Genomic DNA, 15,999 nt, shown 5'->3' with positions numbered 1-15,999 from the left:
CAAGGGGCCGCTTTAGCGGCCCCTTGCTATTTCCGCGCTTTCACCGCCGTCGGTGCCTTGCCTGCCTTCATCTGCTGCAACAACGGTGTGCACTGGTTCGGGTCATCGCCGCTGCTGGGCGCAATCAGCGCCAGCAACCCCGCCGCCGGCCCTGCCACCACACCCAGCGCAACCATGCCTGCGCCACGCAACGCCAGCGGCAATGCCTGCACACCGGCGTTCGGCTTGGCGAACGGTCCGCGCACATACAGGGGGGAACGCAGCGAGAACAACCGCAGCCCTTTCGACTCCGGGGTGATGTTCAAATCCAGTTGCTCGGAAGCGAAATTCGCCGTGCCGTCGATGTAGATGATCGCGTTCTCGGTATCGAAGATAAACAGCCGCGTAGTCGCCAGGCCATCCTTGATGCCCACATCGGCCGCCGCACAGTTGATCTTCACGTCCTCATCACCAAACAGCTTGCCGACCACATAGTTGCCCACGTTCAAGCCGGCAATTTCCATCAGGCTGCGGCTGATGGCGCCATCGTTGATCAGCATGCGCAAGTCGCCATTGGCGGTACCCAGCAAGGCGGCAACCGAGTTGCCACGGCCGCTGATGTCCGCGTCGCCATTGAGCTCACCAAAGCTGGTCTGCATTGGCGCAAAGGTGGGGAACAGTTGCTTGAGCTTGAAGCCACGCGCAGTCAACTTCGCGCGCCCCTGCAAGGGCACGCTGCGCCCGTCCAGGCGGATGTTGGAGGCCAGGCTGCCGCCGGCCACGCCAAAGCGCAGGGGCTCCAGGCGTAACAGGCCGTCTTCGAGCACCACATGGGCCGACAGGTCAGTGAACGGCAGTTGCGCGCTGTGCACGATGCGCTTGCCAGCAAAGGTGACATCAGCGTCCATTGCCCGCCAACGCTCGGTGCGAAACGCCTCCACTGGCAGCACCTTGCCTGCAGGCTGCTTGCTGGCACCGCCACGGGCCTTCTGCTCGGCATTGGAGTCGGCACCGATCAGCGGCGCCAGGTCCTTGAACAGCAACTGGTTCGATACCAGGTTGCCGGACAGTCTGGGCCGTGGCTGGCTGGCAACGAAGGCCAGGTTCCCATGGATATCGCTGTCGCCGATCTTGCCGTTGAAGCCCTGGTAATTGAACGACGCCCCTTGCGCCGCCTGCAGGTTGGCGCTTAGGCGGCCGTCGGTGGAATAGGCCGGGGTGTCAGGCAAGGTGACGCCGGTCAATGGGTAGAGGTTGCCCAGGCTGGCACCCGACAAACGCAGGCGCAGGTCGAGGGCACCAAGGTTGCGCGGGTCGGTGAGGGTGCCGGCGAGCACCACATGGGTGTCGGCGATGCGCACGTCGGCCTGCAGCGGGAACGGCTGGCTGGCGTCCTGCAGGGCCAGCAGGCCACCGATCTTGCCGGTGCCGGACACTGGCTGGCCTTTGTAGCGGCCCTGGGCCTTGAGGCCGAAGGCATAGTCCTGCGCACCGCCGGCCTTCTCGGCGCTGGCCTTGCCGACAATCTCACTGAACGGGATTGGCTTGCCAAGCGGGTCGATCTGCACCTTCATGCTGGTTTTGAGGGTTTGGTCGTCGAAGCTGACGTTGCCTTGGTCAAAGCCGATGGCGCCGATGTCCAGCTGCCATTTGGAAGGTTCAGCGTTTTCATCCTTGGGGCCGAAGTCGAAGACCCAGTTGGCGCGGCCATCGGCCAGGCGAGTGAGGCTGGCAGTGGGCTTGGTGAGGTTGATGCGGGGTATGCTGATCTGCTGGAACACCAGCGGCAGCGGCGCCAGGCGAAACTCCACGCGCTCAAGGCCGACCATCTTCGGCTCCTTGAGCCACTCGGGGTTGCCCAGTGTCAGGTCTTCGGCAATGAAGTGCGGCCAAGGCACCCAGGCACGCCAGCCGCCCTCTTCGGGCTCGGTACGCCAGTGCACGGCGAGGTTGCCGTTGATCGCGAAGGGCCGATGCAAGGCTTCGGAGACCTTCTCGTTGAGCAGTGGCTTGACGCGGTTCCAGTCGAAGGTGGCAATCACTACCACCAGGATCGCCAGCACGGTAAGCAGGCTGGCGAGGGTCCAGACGAGGATTCTGGCGGGACGCGTCATTGCGTATTTCTCCTTGCGGCATGACAGAAAACAGGCGCTGCGATGGCCTCAATAACTCCGACTGATGAAAACCCGTGAGGTTTTATCGATGGCGCTATGATAGCGAAGTTTTTCCTGGCCTCTTGCTCAGAAATTTGTCTCACCAGACTGCACATGTTACCCACCGCCAACCGGGCACGGGGATGGTCTGCATGGCTGCAATGGCCGGAATAGACGCCCTGAAAACCTCTATCAATATGGTCGATTGTTACCATTACCCGTATGAACTTCTCTCTGGCGTTACGCGGCGTAGCATTGGCTTCGTACCCACTTTCCAGCCCCCGAGAGGAGCACCGAAATCATGAAACGCCATCTGCTGACCCTGACCCTGTCCCTTCTGGCCGCCAACGCTTTCGCCCTGCCGGCGTCCGAGCAACACCTGACGTCCGAAGCGCGCTCCAGCGCTGCCGAAATCGCCCAGCCGCTGAAAGCCGTCGCTGAAGGCGGCTCAGATCGCCTGATCGAACGTTCCGGCCGCGTTGCCGAAGGCGGCGCTGATCGCCTGATCGAACGTTCCGGCCACGTTGCCGAAGGCGGCTCTGATCGCCTGATCGAACGTTCCGGCCGTGTTGCCGAAGGTGGCTCCGATCGCCTGATCGAACGTTCTGGCCGCGTTGCCGAAGGTGGCTCCGATCGCCTGATCGAACGTTCTGGCCGTGTTGCCGAAGGTGGCTCTGATCGCCTGATCGAACGTTCTGGCCGTGTTGCCGAAGGCGGCTCCGATCGCCTGATCGAACGTTCTGGCCGCGTTGCTGAAGGTGGCTCGGATCGCCTGGTTGAACTCAGCCGTGTGAGCTGATCGCCATGGCCGAAAAGAACAACTTCTGTCACAACGCTTGCTCCCCTCCAGGCCCGGTCCATTGACCGGGCTTTGTTTTTTTATCTAGAGTGCCCAGCCTGACCGTTACAGAAGCCCGCATCATGCTGCCGCGCGCCGAACAGAAGCTACAGACCCGCCAGGCCCTGCTCGATGCCGCCTGCCTGCTCATGGAGAGTGGCCGTGGTTTCGGCAGCATCAGCCTGCGCGAAGTGGCGAAGACAGCTGGCATCGTGCCGACCGGCTTCTATCGGCATTTCTCCGACATGGACGCTCTGGGCCTGGCCCTTGTCGCCGAAATCGACACCACCTTCCGCCAGACCATCCGCCTGGTGCGCCAGAACGAATTCGAACTGGGCGGCATCACCGACGCCTCGGTGCGCATCTTCCTCGACGTGGTCGCCGCCCACCGCGCGCAGTTCCTGTTCCTGGCCCGCGAGCAGTACGGCGGTGCGCAGGCCGTGCGCCAGGCCATTGCCCGCCTGCGCCAGGATATCAGCGACGACCTTGCCACCGACCTTGCACGGATGAAGCGCTGGCAACACCTGGACAGCGCCGCGCTTGCGGTGATGGCCGACCTGGTGGTGAAGACCGTGTTCGCCACCCTGCCCGAGCTTATCGACAACCCGGAAGCGGGTTATCCACAGGCCCTGACGCCCCAGGAAAAGATCACCCAGCAGTTGCGCTTCATCTTTGTCGGAGCGCGGCATTGGCAGGGGCTCGGCAACCCAGGCTACTGAAAACCCCACTTCTGCTACCATGGCGCCCTGCCCGACAGCGACGAGCGCCGAAATGTCCGACCCCCGCCCCACCCTGCCCGAACTGGCCCGCTTCAACCAGCACTTCGCCGAACGCATCGTGCCGCTGTGGCAAGGCCCGGGCTGGAACGCCGACATGGCCCTGCCCTACGAAGCGCTGGACGCCCAGCACCATCCGTTGCCGGTGCAGCGCTACCGGGCCATGGCCTGTGCACGCCAGCTGTATGTGTTCAGCAGCCGTATCGGGCAACCGGGCGCCGCCGAACGCGCCGCAGCCCTGTTTCGCTCGCTGCAAAAGCACTTCCACGATGCCGAGCACGGGGGCTGGTTCTACAGCATCGACGCCCACGGCAAGCCGCTGGACCGGCGCAAGGACCTGTATACCCACGCCTTCATCGTGTTCGCCTGCGCGCACTACTGGGGCAAAGTGCGCGAAAACCTGGTGGAGTCCACGTTGAATGCCGCGCTGGACATCATCGACCAGCAGTTCGCCCGTGACGATGGCCTGTACGAAGCCTGCCTCAGAGAAGACTGGGCCGACCTCGGCAGTGGCCCGCTGCAGAATCCGCAGATGCACCTGGCCGAAGCGTTCCTGCAAGTAATGGCTGTGCGTGGCGACGAACATGTCCGCCAGTCACTGCTGCAATTGTGTCAGGCGCTCGAGGCACATTTCATTGAACCGGCCCATGGCCTGATGCTGGAAAAGCCACGCGGGGCTGTGGATAACTGGTTCGAGCCGGGCCACCAATTCGAGTGGTTCTATCTGCTGCATACCTCCCCGCTGCTGCGTGACACGCCGCTGCATGCGTCGATAGACCGTGCCTTCGGTTTTGCCGAGCAATTCGGGGTGAAAAATACGGCAGTGCTGGCAATGCTGAACGTGGATGGCCGGGTGCTTGATGCCTCCCAGCGTATCTGGGCGCAGGCCGAGTACCTGCGGGCGCTTACATTGCGTGAAGGCAGTGAAGCAAAGCTCGCTGGGCAGTTGGGCGCCCTTTCAGCGCGGTTCCTGCGTGACGCCGGCTGGTATGAGTGCCGAGGGGGTGACGGCGCGGTGAGCAGGGATGACATGCCATCGACCACCCCTTATCACTTGGCTACCTGCCTGGAAGGGCTGAATCAGGCGAACTTCTGACTGTCCATACAACGAACCTGTCAGGGGTGAGCGTTTCCCTCTGCCGGAAGCATCTCCCCACCCCTATGTTGGTGCCCCTTTCTCGAACGTTCAGGAGTAACCAACATGGAAGCAGAAGCCTTCAAGGCATTTGTCGAAGAGCAGATCAACCGAGCGGCACAGAAGATAATCGATCACGGCCACCGCTATGACGAGCACTCCCATGGCAAACTCAGCTACCTGCTAAGCCTGCGCCGTGTCATCAATTGCGAGGCAACGGCCGAGGACATGGGCCGGCATGACGCCATCAACGATGTCCTTCAAGCGTTAGGCATCATCCCTGAAGGCAGAACCGGCTTTAGCTATATCAACTGAGCGATGCGGTTGTTTCGCGAACCGGGTCTTTCCGGTTCGCGGCGTATGCTTAGCCTTTTGATCGGTCGATCGAGAACCCTGCCCAGTCCTGGCTCACCGGCATCAGTTCCAGGCTGTTGATATTGATGTGCGCCGGCTGGTTGAGGATCCAGAAGATGGTCTCGGCAATATCCTGTGGCTGGATCGGCTCCGCACCCGCGTAGGTAGCATCGTACTTGGCCTGGTCACCCCCGAAGCGCACCAGCGAGAACTCGCTCTCGCACAGACCCGGCTCGATGTTGCTCACACGCACACCGGTACCGCGCAGGTCGCAACGCAGGCTCAGCGAGAACTGGCCGACGAACGCCTTGGTGCCGCCATACACGTTGCTGCCCGGGTACGGGTAGTTGCCCGCCACCGATCCGACGTTCAGGATCGACGCGCCGCGGCCATGGGCGATGAGCCGTGGCAGCAGCAGGCGAGTGGTGTACATCAGGCCCTTGATGTTGGTGTCGACCATGGTTTCCCAGTCGTCCAGGCTGCAGTTCTGCGCAGCATCCACACCCAGCGCCAAGCCGGCGTTGTTGACCAGACCGCGAATCTTTTCAAAGCCGGCCGGCAGATTGGCAATAGCCTGCTCCATGGCTTTGCGGTCACGCACGTCCAGCACCAGGCCATGCACTTCGGTCTTGGCCGACAGTTCAGCGCACAGGGCGTCCAGGCGCTCTTTGCGGCGCCCAGTGAGTACCAGCTTCCAGCCGGCTTCTGCGAAGCGGCGGGCAGTGGCCTCGCCAAAACCGGAAGTTGCGCCAGTGATGAATACGGTGGACGTCATGCTGTGTTCCTCACGGTAGGTTGTCATGGCAGTTTTGCAGCATGCCCGCGCCTGGCCTTGGCAGCAAGCCGTTCAGGGGCTGTTCATTTTTTGTTCATATTCTGCAAACCCTTGCGCCAGAGGGCTCGCCGCCAGGTATGCGCATGTTATCCACAAGGCTTTCCCCACGGATTGGGGGCAACTTGTCCACCGCACGGAACCCTTTCAGCGGGTGGTGGTCGGTGGATATCTTGGCGGTGATGGCGCAAGGCTTTCAAACATGCCGCCTGCAGCGGTCTGTCCAAGGTTTTTACACAGAGTTATCCACAGGGTTGGCACTGCACTTGAAGCGCACCTAGAGATGTTGAAAGCATGGGAAAATCATCCACAACGGGGATATGAACAAAAAATGATCAAATCGCTACAGGGCTTGATACTCAAGGCCTTGAGCGATATGCCACCATGTTTTCCACAGGCGGCTCCACACTATCCGTGGAAAAGAGTTGGCCTGTGGAAACAATGGCTTGCCTAGGAATATGGGTGTGTTTCGGAAGAAGGGAACGACAAGTTTTCCACATTGAGAAGGGGGCTGCATTGCAGCCCCTGCATACAACTCAGTGCCCGCCCAGGTAAGCGTTACGCACTTCCTCATTGACCAACAGTTCCTGCCCGGTCCCGGTCATGCGAATCTGCCCGTTGACCATCACATAGGCCCGGTCCGACAGTTTCAGCGCATGGTTGGCGTTCTGCTCCACCAGGAAGATGGTCATCCCGGTCTTGGCCAGTTCTCGCAGGGTCGAGAAAATCTGCTTGACCACGATCGGCGCCAGCCCCAGCGAGGGCTCGTCCAGCAACAGCAACTTCGGCCGGCTCATCAGCGCCCGGGCAATCGCCAGCATTTGCTGCTCGCCACCCGACATGGTCATGGCCCGCTGGTTACGCCGCTCCTTCAACCGCGGGAACAGCTCGTACATGCGCTGCATGTCTTCGTCGGCATGCTTGTCGCCGATGGGGATGGTACCCATCATCAGGTTTTCCTCGACGGTCATGTCGGGAAACACCCGGCGCCCCTCCGGCGACTGGGCAATGCCGTTGGAGGCGATGTAGTGCGAGGACTTGCGGGTGATATCGGTGCCGCGGTACACGATATGCCCGGATGCCGCGCGCGGCTGGCCGAAAATCGACATCAGCAGGGTCGACTTGCCGGCACCGTTGGCGCCGATCAGGCTTACCGTCTCGCCCTCGTTGATGTGCATCGAGACTTTCTTCAGTGCCTGGATCGGCCCATAGAACACGTCCAGGTCTTTCAGCTCGAGAATGGGTGCACTCATACCAGTTCCTCTTCGTCTGCACCCAGGTAGGCGGCAATCACCGTCGGGTTGTGGCGGATGTCCTGCGGCGCACCTTCGGCAATCACGTTGCCGTGGTCCAGCACCACGATATGGTCGGAGATGCTCATGACCATGCCCATGTCGTGCTCGATCAGCACCACAGTGATGTCGTGCTCGTCACGCAGCACACGGATCATGCGGCTGAGTGCCTCGGTTTCCTGCGGGTTCAGGCCCGCCGCCGGTTCGTCCAGGCAGATGATCTTCGGCCGCGTGCACATGGCCCGGGCGATTTCCAGACGCCGCTGCTGGCCGTATGACAGCTCGCCGGCCAGGCGGTTGGCGCAATCGACCAAATCGACCACTTCCAGCCAGTAGAAGGCGTGGTCCAGCGCATCGCTTTCGGCCTTGCGGTAGGCCTTGGTGTTGAGCACCCCGGCCAGCAAGTTCCGGTTGACCCACATGTGCTGGGCCACCAGCAGGTTCTCCACCACCGACATTTCCTTGAACAGGCGAATGTTCTGGAAGGTGCGCGCCAGGCCGGCGCGATTGACCAGGTGGGTACCACCGAACATCTTGTAGTACATACGGTTGGCAAAGCGCGCAGGCGACACGAAGTCGGCCGCCTGGAAGCGCTCGCCGAGCAGCTGGATGACGTTGGTGTGGCTGCCGCGCACGTTCAGTTCGATGCGCCCGCCACTGGCCTTGTAAAAGCCGGTCAGGCAGTTGAATACCGTGGTCTTGCCGGCGCCGTTGGGGCCGATCAGGGCAAAGATCTGGTTGCGCCGGACCTTCAGGCTGACGTCGCTGAGCGCCTTGATGCCACCGAACTGCATCATCAGGTTGTCGACCGAGAGAATGATATCGTTGCTCATGGCGCCACTCCTTTACGCGGGGTCACACCGGTACGGCTGATGCGGATCAGCCCACGCGGTCGCCAGATCATCATCAGCACCATCAGCACGCCGAACAGCAGCACCCGGTACTCGGAGAAGCTGCGCAGCAGTTCCGGCGCCACGGTCAGCACGAACGCTGCGATGACCACACCCACGGTCGAGCCCATGCCCCCCAGCACGACGATGGCGAGAATCAGCGCCGACTCGAAGAATGTGAATGACGACGGGTTGACGAAGCCCTGATAGGTGGCGAAAAACACCCCGGCCAGACCGGCAGTCGAGGCACCCAGGGTAAAGGCCGACAGCTTGACCAGCACGTGGTTCAGGCCCATCGAACGGCAGGCGATCTCGTCTTCGCGCAGCGCTTCCCAGGCCCGGCCGACCGGCATGCGAGTCAGGCGATGCTTGATGTACAGCACTGCCAGCACGACCATGAAAAGCACCGCGTAGATGAACACGAACTTGAGGCTGGCGTTGTACTCGAAGCCGAAGAACTCGTGGATAGGCACCCCGCCATCCTTGGCCCGGCGGCCGAACTCAAGGCCGAAGAAAGTGGGTGAAGGTGCCGGCATGCCGTTGGGGCCACCGGTGAACGATAGCCAGTTGTTCAGCACCAGACGAATGATCTCGCCAAAGCCCAGCGTCACGATCGCCAGGTAGTCACCGTGCATGCGCAACACCGGGAAGCCGAGGATGCACCCCGCCAGCGCCGCAGCGATGGCCGCCAGCGGCAGCACGCTCCAGAAGCCCAGCCCCAGGTATTGATAACCCAGCGCCAGGCCGTAGGCACCGATGGCATAGAACGCCACGTAACCCAGGTCGAGCAGGCCGGCCAGGCCGACCACGATGTTCAGGCCAAGGCCCAGCAATACGTAGATCAGGCCGAGGATGACCACAGTCAGCAGGTACTTGTTGGCGAAGATCGGGAAGACGATGGCAATCACGATCAGCGCAGGGATGATGTAACGCAGGCGCGACTTGTAGTCCGGGGCGGTCACATGCACGCCCGATCCCCCGCTGTCGAAGCCCTGGAGCATGCGCTGCCCGGGGGCAGTCTGCAGGAACAGGCTGAGCAGGAAGCGCCCCACCATCACACCGCCGACCAGCCAGGCTACGCGGCGCGGCTCGGCATTGAAGGTGTAGCCGTCGAGCACCACACCAACGACCGGACCAAACACGATAAGTGCCAGCAGGCCAGCGACAATGGTCTCCAGCAGGCTGCGTTTAAGGTCGAAACCCTTGGTTTCGCTAAGAGAGGCAGTTTTGGCAACGGACATGTTCACACCTTAGCCACGAGCGGGCGACCCAGCAGGCCTTGTGGGCGGAAGATAAGGATCATCACCAGCAGCGAGAAGCTGAACACATCCTTGTAGTCGGAGTTGATCAGGCCTGAAAACAGCGACTCGGAAATACCCAGGATGATCCCGCCGAGCATGGCACCCGGCAGCGAGCCGATACCACCGAGCACTGCGGCAGTGAACGCCTTGATACCGATGATGAAGCCGGCGTAGAAGTCGAAGGTGCCGTAGTTCATGGTGATGAGCACGCCGGCCAGGGCGGCCATCACTGCACCGATGACGAACACGTAGGAGATTACCCGGTCGGTGTTGATACCCAGGATCGAGGCCATCTTGCGGTCTTGCTGGGTAGCACGGCACATGCGGCCTAGCTTGGTGTACTTGATCACGTAGGTCAGCAGGCCCATGCCGACAAAGGCCGCCACCAGGATGAAGATCTTGGTATAAGTCAGTTGCACGAAGCCGGACCCGACTTCGACACGCATGGCGCCTTCCAGCAGGGTTGGCACGCCTTGCTGGCGGGCGCCCTGGCTGATCTGTGCGTAGTTCTGCAGGATCAGCGAAATGCCGATGGCACTGATCAGCGGTGCCAGGCGGGTGGAGTTACGCAGCGGTTTGTAGGCGATGCGCTCGATGGTGAAACCATAAACGCCGGTGACGACGATGGTGAACAACAAGGTGCCCAGCATCAGCAGGGGGAACGATTCGACACCGAAGTAAGCCAGCAATGCCAGGCTGATCGCCGCGAGGTAAGCGGAGATCATGTACACCTCGCCGTGCGCGAAGTTGATCATGCCGATAATGCCATAGACCATTGTGTAGCCGATGGCGATCAGGCCATAGACCGACCCGAGGGTCAGGCCGTTGACCAGTTGCTGCAGGAAAATACCATCCATAACGCAATCTCACCTGATTGAGATTGCACGAGCGCCGACCACGGCGCGGGCCACCTGTGCGGGGCCCTCGCAGCGCAGAACTGTGCAGATCTACGAATAAAGACAGGTACCGCGGGGCTTGGGCCCGAGCAACCGCCCGGGCCGCGGGCCGTTGTTATTTTTGTTTTTCCAGCTGGTGGTATTTACCGGTCTTGTCCCACTGGTAGACCACGTAGTCGGACACGGTCAGGTCGCCCTTGCTGTCCCACTTCTTCTCACCCATGACGGTCTGCACCGGGTTGGCCTTGAGCCACTTGGCAGCGTCTTCGCCCTTGTTCGACTTCGCGCCATTGAACGCGGCAGCCAGAGCCTGCAGCGAAGCGTAGGCGTACAGGGTGTAGCCCTCAGGTTCGGTGCCCGCCTTGCGGAACTCCTCCACCACCGCCTTGCTGTCTGGCAGCAGGCGCGGGTCGGCACCGAAGGTCATGTACACGCCGTCAACGTATTGCGCGCCGCCGGCGGTAGACACCAGTTCGTCGGTGACGATGCCATCATCGGACATGAACTTGACGTCCTTCAGGCCCTGCTCGCGCAACTGGCGTACCAGCGGGCCGGCTTCCGGGTGCAGGCCGCCGAAATAGACCACGTCGGCACCGGTAGAGCGGATCTTGGTGACCACAGCGCTGAAGTCTTTCTCGCCACGGGTCAGGCCTTCGTACAGCACAGGCTTCACGCCGCGTTTTTCCAGCTGCGCCTTGGTCGCGTCGGCCAGGCCCTGACCGTAGGTGTCCTTGTCGTGCAACACCGCGACCTTCTTGCCCTTGAGCACGTCGACGATGTAGTCGCCAGCGACGATACCCTGCTGGTCGTCACGGCCGCACATGCGGAACATGGCGCTCAGGCCGCGCTCCGTGACCTGTGGGTTGGTGGAGCCTGGGGTGATGGCGATCACGCCCGCCTCGTCATATACCTCGGACGCCGGGATCGTGTTGGAGGAACAGAAGTGGCCCACTACGCCGATCACCTTGTCCTGGTCGACCAGTCGGTTGGCCACGGCCACGGCTTGCTTCGGCTCACAGGCGTCATCGCCTTTGACCAGGACGATTTTCTCGCCATTCACGCCACCGGCGGCGTTGATCTTGTCGGCCGCTGCCTGCGCACCTTTCATGTACTGCTCGCCAAACGCTGCGTTGGCACCGGTCATTGGGCCCGCTACACCGATCTTGACGTCGGCCTGAACATACGAAGAAACACCCAGTGCCGTAGCTACGGCCAGAGCCAGGAAACCTTTCTTGTAAAACGTCTGCGACATGAGGTGGTGCTCCTAGAGTTTTTTTGGTTGGCACTACAACTACTCAGCCCTGTGCTCAGAGCAAGGGCCGTGCCATCGGTTTTGTCTTCCGGGAAAACACACTGTGCAGGGTGCCTGTAGGCGACGGGCGGCCTTTTCTTTATTGAGCGTGCAACCGTCTGCCACGCGGCAGGCGCCACCACACGTACAGACAAGGAGCAACCGTCGAGTGCCATCATTGCAACCCTGGCAAGTGTTTACGTGCAACCGCCCTGTAACAGCGGACGTCACCGAACTGCACACCGCTGGTGCGCGACTGCTACAGGCGGCACCGTTTCAAGGCTAGCTGGTGCACGGAAAAACACCTCTGTTTTGGCTGTTTCGGCCTCTTCGCGGGCACGCCCGCTCCTACCACAGGAGCAAGTCCCCGCACCGTGTAGGGGCGGGCTTGCCCGCGAAGAGGCCACAACAGCCACACAAGGTGGAAAAGGCTGGCACAATGTCCGCCAATCGCCGCTTCCGGAGCCCCCTTGATGAGCGAAAGCGCATTCGCCGAGCGCATCGTGCACAACTTGCTCGACACCGACTTCTACAAACTCACCATGATGCAGGGCGTGCTGCACAACTACCCGGACGCCGACGTCGAATGGGAATTCCGCTGCCGCAACGGTGAGGATCTGCGCCCCTACCTCGGCGAAATTCGCAATCAGCTCGAACGGCTTGGCGACCTCACCCTGGACGATGGCCAGCTGGCCTTCCTCGAACGCATCAGCTTCCTCAAGCCCGACTTTTTACGCTTTCTGCGACTGTTCCGCTTCAACCTGCGTTACGTGCACGTCGGCATCGAAAACGACCAGCTGTTCCTGCGCCTGAAAGGTCCGTGGCTGCATGTGATCCTGTTCGAAGTGCCGCTGCTGGCCATCATCAGTGAAGTACGCAACCGCAATCTGCACCCGCACATGCGCCTGGCCGAGGCGCGGGATCAGTTGTACCGCAAGTTTGACTGGCTGCGTGCACATGCCAGCGACGACGAGCTGGCCGAACTGCAGGTGGCCGACTTCGGCACCCGCCGGCGCTTTTCCAGCCGCGTGCAGGAGGAAGTGGTAAGGGTGCTGCGCGACGACTTCCCCGGCCGTTTTGTCGGCACCAGCAACGTCGACCTGGCATGGAAACTGGATATCAAACCACTGGGCACCATGGCCCACGAGTGGATCATGGCCCACCAGCAGCTCGGCCCCCGGCTGATCGACAGCCAGATCGCCGCGCTGGACTGCTGGGTACGCGAGTACCGCGGCTTGCTCGGCATCGCCCTGACCGACTGCATCACCATGGATGCCTTCCTCGGCGATTTCGACCTGTACTTCGCCAAGCTGTTCGACGGCCTGCGCCATGATTCGGGCGAGCCGGTAGCCTGGGCGGAAAAGGCCATTGCCCATTACCAGAAACTGGGTATCGACCCGATGACCAAGACCTTGGTGTTTTCCGACGGCCTCAACCTGACCCGCTCGCTGGAAATTTTCCGCGCCCTGCGCGGCCGCATCAACGTCAGCTTTGGCATTGGCACCAACCTGACCTGCGACATCCCTGGTGTGGCACCCATGAGCATCGTGCTTAAAATGACCGACTGCAACGGCGCGCCGGTGGCCAAGATCTCTGACGAAGCCGCCAAGACCCAGTGCCGCGACGAGAACTTCGTCGCCTACATGCGTCACGTATTCAAAGTCCCCAGCAAGGAGTAACCCATGCAAGCGGTTCAGCAAGAGATTGCCCAGGCGCTGAAGGTACAGCCGCCGTTCGCCAACGCGGCAGCGCTCGAGGCCGAAGTCGCCCGACGGGTGGCGTTCATCAAGGACTGTCTGGCCAATGCTCGACTCAAGACTTTGGTGCTGGGCATCAGCGGTGGCGTCGACTCACTGACTGCCGCCCTGCTCGCCCAGCGCGCCATCAACGAGCTGCGCGCCGAGAACGGCGACAAGGCCTACACGTTCATTGCCGTGCGCCTGCCGTACCAGGTACAGCATGACGAGCATGACGCCCAGGCATGCCTGGATGTGATCAAGGCAGATGAAGTTCACACGGTGGATATCGCCCCGGCAGTGCGTGCATTGGCAGCTGAAGTGGCGGCGCTGAAGAATGGCTCGCCGACGTTGGTGGACTTCGTGGTTGGCAACGTCAAGGCACGTACCCGGATGGTCGCCCAGTACACCATCGCTGGCGCCCGCGCAGGTCTGGTGATCGGAACCGACCACGCCGCCGAGGCGGTGATGGGCTTCTTTACCAAGTTTGGTGATGGTGCCTGCGACCTGGCGCCGTTGAGTGGGCTGGTGAAGAATCAGGTGCGGGCGATTGCGCGCAGCTTCGGTGCGCCGGAGTCACTGGTGGAAAAGGTGCCAACGGCCGACCTGGAAGACCTGGAGCCGGGCAAGCCGGACGAGGCGTCACATGGCGTGACCTACGCGCAGATCGATGCCTTCCTGCATGGGCAGCCGGTTGACCAGGCAGCGTTCGACATCATCGTCGCCACCTACCGCAAGACCCAGCACAAGCGCGAACTGCCGTTCGCTCCTTGATAGGCGATAGAAAGACCTGTAGGAGCGGGTTCACCCGCTCCAACAGGGTTCGCCGTCAGCCTTTGATTACTTGACGATGACCTTGCCTTTCATCATCGAGATGTGGCCCGGGAAGGTGCAGAAGAAGCTGTAGTCACCACCGGCTTCCAGCTTGGAAGTGTCGAACTTCACTTCGGTTTCTTTCTCAGGCGCGCCGATCATCTTGGTGTGGGCGATGATCGCGGCGTTGTCAGCCTTCAGGTAGTCCTTATCCAGACCCTGGCTCATGCCTTCGGTGGCAATGGCCTGCATGTCGGCAGTCTTGCTGATCACCAGGTTGTGGCCCATGACGTTCTTCGGCAGGTTGCCGGAGTGGGTCAGTTTGACGGTGAATTCCTTGCAGCTCTTGTCGACAGTGAATTCCTTGCTGGTGTAGGACATCTGGTCAGTCGAGTCGACAGTGACCGAGCACTCGGCGGCGAAGACAGAAGCGCTGGCGAGGGTCAGCAGGGATACCGCTACAGCTTTCGCAAACATCATGAATCTCCTTGGCAGGGTTTTATCAATTGCGAGACTGCCTGAAACCGTTCAGCCCCTTGCTGATATGGGTCAAGGGGGTGTCAAGCGGTCAGCCAGTAGAATTGTTCAATGGATTGTATACAACCAATCTAAGGGCACATCATGCCCTTTTATTAGACGATGGGACAACCTCTCATTTAGGAGCAATACCAAATGCCCATCTCCAACTTCCTCAATAGCCTGCTCGCTGCCTACGCCCACGGCGCCACAGGAGCCATCTGCGAATTCTCCCGACCAGAATGAACCCGGCCTTGGAAGCGACGGGCATGCGCCGTACCCTGTGCGCCTGAGTGACAGGAGATGAGCAATGCCCGTACGTTCCGTTTGTGTGTTCTGCGGCGCCAGCATGGGCGCCAACCCTGCCTACCGTGAAGCAGCCGTCGCGCTAGGCCAGGCCATTGCCCGCCGTGGCTTGACCCTGGTGTATGGCGGTGGCGCGGTCGGCTTGATGGGCGTGGTGGCCGACGCGGCCATGGCGGCCGGCGGCGAAGTGGTCGGGATCATTCCACAGAGCCTGCTGGACGCTGAAGTCGGCCACAAAGGCCTGACCCGCCTGGAAGTGGTGGATGGCATGCATGCGCGCAAGGCCCGCATGGCCGAGCTGAGCGATGCCTTCATTGCCTTGCCGGGAGGGCTGGGTACGCTGGAGGAACTGTTCGAAGTGTGGACCTGGGGGCAGCTGGGCTATCACGCCAAGCCACTCGGGCTACTGGATGTGAACGGTTTCTACGACAAGCTGGGCGGGTTCCTCGACCATATCGTCGAAGAAGGCTTCGTGCGCCCGCAACACCGGGCGATGTTACTGCTGGGGCAGCAGCCGAACGAGCTGCTGGACGGGATGGACCGTTTCATCGCGCCGGTGGCGCCGAAGTGGGTCGACAAGCAGCCTGATTGAAGCTGAGACTTTTGGGACCGCTTCGCGGTCCTTTCGCGACACAAGGCCGCTTGTGTCTTGATGGGGGATTAGAATCTGGAGTGAGAGCGGTGACCCGCTTCAACTGGCCTCACGGTAGGGGTTACGCGGATCCTGCGTCCAGTTCAGGTACGGCTTGCCGGTGTCCTGTGCCTCCATTTCGATGCAGTTTTCCACCGGGCAGGTGATCTGGCACAGGTTGCAGCCTACGCACTCCTCTTCGATCACACGGTGACCAGCGTGATCTTGCGGGGGATCGGGCTGGCGCCGTGAACCGGCAT

17 protein-coding genes are annotated in these 15,999 nt (G+C 61.4%); 8 read left to right on the top strand and 9 right to left on the bottom strand.

From position 1 onward, the window contains the following. Nucleotides 1–26: 26 nt before the first annotated feature. A complete protein-coding gene (locus ACF8Q6_RS06080; RefSeq protein ID WP_392490738.1) occupies nucleotides 27–2,093 on the bottom strand; it encodes an AsmA family protein in 2,067 nt (688 codons plus the stop codon). 340 nt (nucleotides 2,094–2,433) lie between these two features. Here ACF8Q6_RS06080 and ACF8Q6_RS06075 point away from each other — a divergent pair, with 340 nt between their 5' ends. The 4 genes from ACF8Q6_RS06075 (at nucleotide 2,434) to ACF8Q6_RS06060 (ending at nucleotide 5,196) form a co-directional block, all read left to right on the top strand. After that, on the top strand, nucleotides 2,434–2,931 hold the full coding sequence (locus ACF8Q6_RS06075; RefSeq protein WP_392490737.1) for a phage infection protein: 498 nt from the start codon (nucleotides 2,434–2,436) through the stop codon (nucleotides 2,929–2,931). A gap of 122 nt (nucleotides 2,932–3,053) precedes the next feature. Then, entirely contained in the window at nucleotides 3,054–3,689 is a 636-nt protein-coding gene (locus ACF8Q6_RS06070; RefSeq protein WP_003249603.1) for a TetR family transcriptional regulator, read from the top strand. 52 nt (nucleotides 3,690–3,741) lie between these two features. Beyond that, on the top strand, nucleotides 3,742–4,842 hold the full coding sequence (locus tag ACF8Q6_RS06065) for an AGE family epimerase/isomerase (protein ID WP_392490736.1): 1,101 nt from the start codon (nucleotides 3,742–3,744) through the stop codon (nucleotides 4,840–4,842). Nucleotides 4,843–4,947: 105 nt separating this feature from the next. Further along, entirely contained in the window at nucleotides 4,948–5,196 is a 249-nt protein-coding gene (locus tag ACF8Q6_RS06060; RefSeq protein WP_010955465.1) for a hypothetical protein, read from the top strand. Between the two features lie 49 nt (nucleotides 5,197–5,245). On the opposite strand, the gene ACF8Q6_RS06055 is transcribed toward ACF8Q6_RS06060, so the two are convergent. Next, nucleotides 5,246–6,010: an SDR family oxidoreductase gene (locus ACF8Q6_RS06055; RefSeq protein ID WP_003249597.1), complete on the bottom strand. Its 765-nt coding sequence runs from the start codon at nucleotides 6,008–6,010 to the stop codon at nucleotides 5,246–5,248. A gap of 25 nt (nucleotides 6,011–6,035) precedes the next feature. On the opposite strand from ACF8Q6_RS06055, the gene ACF8Q6_RS06050 reads away from it, so the two are divergent. Continuing rightward, the gene (locus ACF8Q6_RS06050) at nucleotides 6,036–6,521 is read left to right on the top strand and encodes a hypothetical protein (protein WP_392490735.1); all 486 of its coding nucleotides are present in this window, start codon (nucleotides 6,036–6,038) and stop codon (nucleotides 6,519–6,521) included. Between the two features lie 82 nt (nucleotides 6,522–6,603). Here ACF8Q6_RS06050 and ACF8Q6_RS06045 read toward each other — a convergent pair whose 3' ends face one another. From ACF8Q6_RS06045 to ACF8Q6_RS06025, 5 genes are all read right to left on the bottom strand, one after another. Then, entirely contained in the window at nucleotides 6,604–7,320 is a 717-nt protein-coding gene (locus ACF8Q6_RS06045) for an ABC transporter ATP-binding protein (protein WP_004576969.1), read from the bottom strand. Further along, nucleotides 7,317–8,192: an ATP-binding cassette domain-containing protein gene (locus ACF8Q6_RS06040; protein ID WP_392490734.1), complete on the bottom strand. Its 876-nt coding sequence runs from the start codon at nucleotides 8,190–8,192 to the stop codon at nucleotides 7,317–7,319. Before ACF8Q6_RS06040 ends, ACF8Q6_RS06045 begins: the two co-directional genes overlap by 4 nt. Then, nucleotides 8,189–9,490, bottom strand: coding sequence for a high-affinity branched-chain amino acid ABC transporter permease LivM (gene livM, locus ACF8Q6_RS06035; RefSeq protein WP_392490733.1), 1,302 nt, complete (start codon nucleotides 9,488–9,490; stop codon nucleotides 8,189–8,191). The genes ACF8Q6_RS06040 and livM overlap by 4 nt, the downstream gene beginning before the upstream one ends. Nucleotides 9,491–9,492: 2 nt before the next feature. After that, entirely contained in the window at nucleotides 9,493–10,407 is a 915-nt protein-coding gene (locus tag ACF8Q6_RS06030; RefSeq protein ID WP_003249590.1) for a branched-chain amino acid ABC transporter permease, read from the bottom strand. Nucleotides 10,408–10,561: 154 nt separating this feature from the next. After that, a complete protein-coding gene (locus ACF8Q6_RS06025; RefSeq protein WP_003249588.1) occupies nucleotides 10,562–11,698 on the bottom strand; it encodes a branched-chain amino acid ABC transporter substrate-binding protein in 1,137 nt (378 codons plus the stop codon). A gap of 512 nt (nucleotides 11,699–12,210) precedes the next feature. On the opposite strand from ACF8Q6_RS06025, the gene pncB reads away from it, so the two are divergent. Continuing rightward, nucleotides 12,211–13,416, top strand: coding sequence for a nicotinate phosphoribosyltransferase (pncB, locus tag ACF8Q6_RS06020; protein WP_012053848.1), 1,206 nt, complete (start codon nucleotides 12,211–12,213; stop codon nucleotides 13,414–13,416). A 3-nt stretch (nucleotides 13,417–13,419) separates the two neighbouring features. Next, entirely contained in the window at nucleotides 13,420–14,247 is an 828-nt protein-coding gene (gene nadE / locus ACF8Q6_RS06015) for an ammonia-dependent NAD(+) synthetase (protein ID WP_392490732.1), read from the top strand. 66 nt (nucleotides 14,248–14,313) lie between these two features. On the opposite strand, the gene azu is transcribed toward nadE, so the two are convergent. Further along, entirely contained in the window at nucleotides 14,314–14,763 is a 450-nt protein-coding gene (gene azu / locus ACF8Q6_RS06010; protein ID WP_003249580.1) for an azurin, read from the bottom strand. Between the two features lie 349 nt (nucleotides 14,764–15,112). Between azu and ACF8Q6_RS06005 the strand changes: the two genes are divergently transcribed. Next, nucleotides 15,113–15,700 (top strand): TIGR00730 family Rossman fold protein, encoded by a 588-nt coding sequence (locus ACF8Q6_RS06005; protein WP_392490731.1) that lies wholly within the window; start codon nucleotides 15,113–15,115, stop codon nucleotides 15,698–15,700. Nucleotides 15,701–15,799: 99 nt separating this feature from the next. Here ACF8Q6_RS06005 and ACF8Q6_RS06000 read toward each other — a convergent pair. Beyond that, the coding region (locus ACF8Q6_RS06000) for a 4Fe-4S dicluster-binding protein (protein ID WP_392498476.1) at nucleotides 15,800–15,999 on the bottom strand (200 nt) is incomplete at its 5' end.

This window comes from Pseudomonas sp. GLN_2 (assembly GCF_043106005.1).
GTDB lineage: Bacteria > Pseudomonadota > Gammaproteobacteria > Pseudomonadales > Pseudomonadaceae > Aquipseudomonas > Aquipseudomonas alloputida.
Note: the sequence above shows the minus strand (reverse complement) of the source record. Positions and strands in the feature narration are given on the sequence as shown.

Coding starts and splice junctions, on each gene's coding strand:
- ACF8Q6_RS06080 (WP_392490738.1), bottom strand. CDS start 2,093: ATGACGCGTCCCGCCAGAATCCTCGTCTGGACCCTCGCCAGCCTGCTT.
- ACF8Q6_RS06075 (WP_392490737.1), top strand. CDS start 2,434: ATGAAACGCCATCTGCTGACCCTGACCCTGTCCCTTCTGGCCGCCAAC.
- ACF8Q6_RS06070 (WP_003249603.1), top strand. CDS start 3,054: ATGCTGCCGCGCGCCGAACAGAAGCTACAGACCCGCCAGGCCCTGCTC.
- ACF8Q6_RS06065 (WP_392490736.1), top strand. CDS start 3,742: ATGTCCGACCCCCGCCCCACCCTGCCCGAACTGGCCCGCTTCAACCAG.
- ACF8Q6_RS06060 (WP_010955465.1), top strand. CDS start 4,948: ATGGAAGCAGAAGCCTTCAAGGCATTTGTCGAAGAGCAGATCAACCGA.
- ACF8Q6_RS06055 (WP_003249597.1), bottom strand. CDS start 6,010: ATGACGTCCACCGTATTCATCACTGGCGCAACTTCCGGTTTTGGCGAG.
- ACF8Q6_RS06050 (WP_392490735.1), top strand. CDS start 6,036: ATGGCAGTTTTGCAGCATGCCCGCGCCTGGCCTTGGCAGCAAGCCGTT.
- ACF8Q6_RS06045 (WP_004576969.1), bottom strand. CDS start 7,320: ATGAGTGCACCCATTCTCGAGCTGAAAGACCTGGACGTGTTCTATGGG.
- ACF8Q6_RS06040 (WP_392490734.1), bottom strand. CDS start 8,192: ATGAGCAACGATATCATTCTCTCGGTCGACAACCTGATGATGCAGTTC.
- livM (WP_392490733.1), bottom strand. CDS start 9,490: ATGTCCGTTGCCAAAACTGCCTCTCTTAGCGAAACCAAGGGTTTCGAC.
- ACF8Q6_RS06030 (WP_003249590.1), bottom strand. CDS start 10,407: ATGGATGGTATTTTCCTGCAGCAACTGGTCAACGGCCTGACCCTCGGG.
- ACF8Q6_RS06025 (WP_003249588.1), bottom strand. CDS start 11,698: ATGTCGCAGACGTTTTACAAGAAAGGTTTCCTGGCTCTGGCCGTAGCT.
- pncB (WP_012053848.1), top strand. CDS start 12,211: ATGAGCGAAAGCGCATTCGCCGAGCGCATCGTGCACAACTTGCTCGAC.
- nadE (WP_392490732.1), top strand. CDS start 13,420: ATGCAAGCGGTTCAGCAAGAGATTGCCCAGGCGCTGAAGGTACAGCCG.
- azu (WP_003249580.1), bottom strand. CDS start 14,763: ATGTTTGCGAAAGCTGTAGCGGTATCCCTGCTGACCCTCGCCAGCGCT.
- ACF8Q6_RS06005 (WP_392490731.1), top strand. CDS start 15,113: ATGCCCGTACGTTCCGTTTGTGTGTTCTGCGGCGCCAGCATGGGCGCC.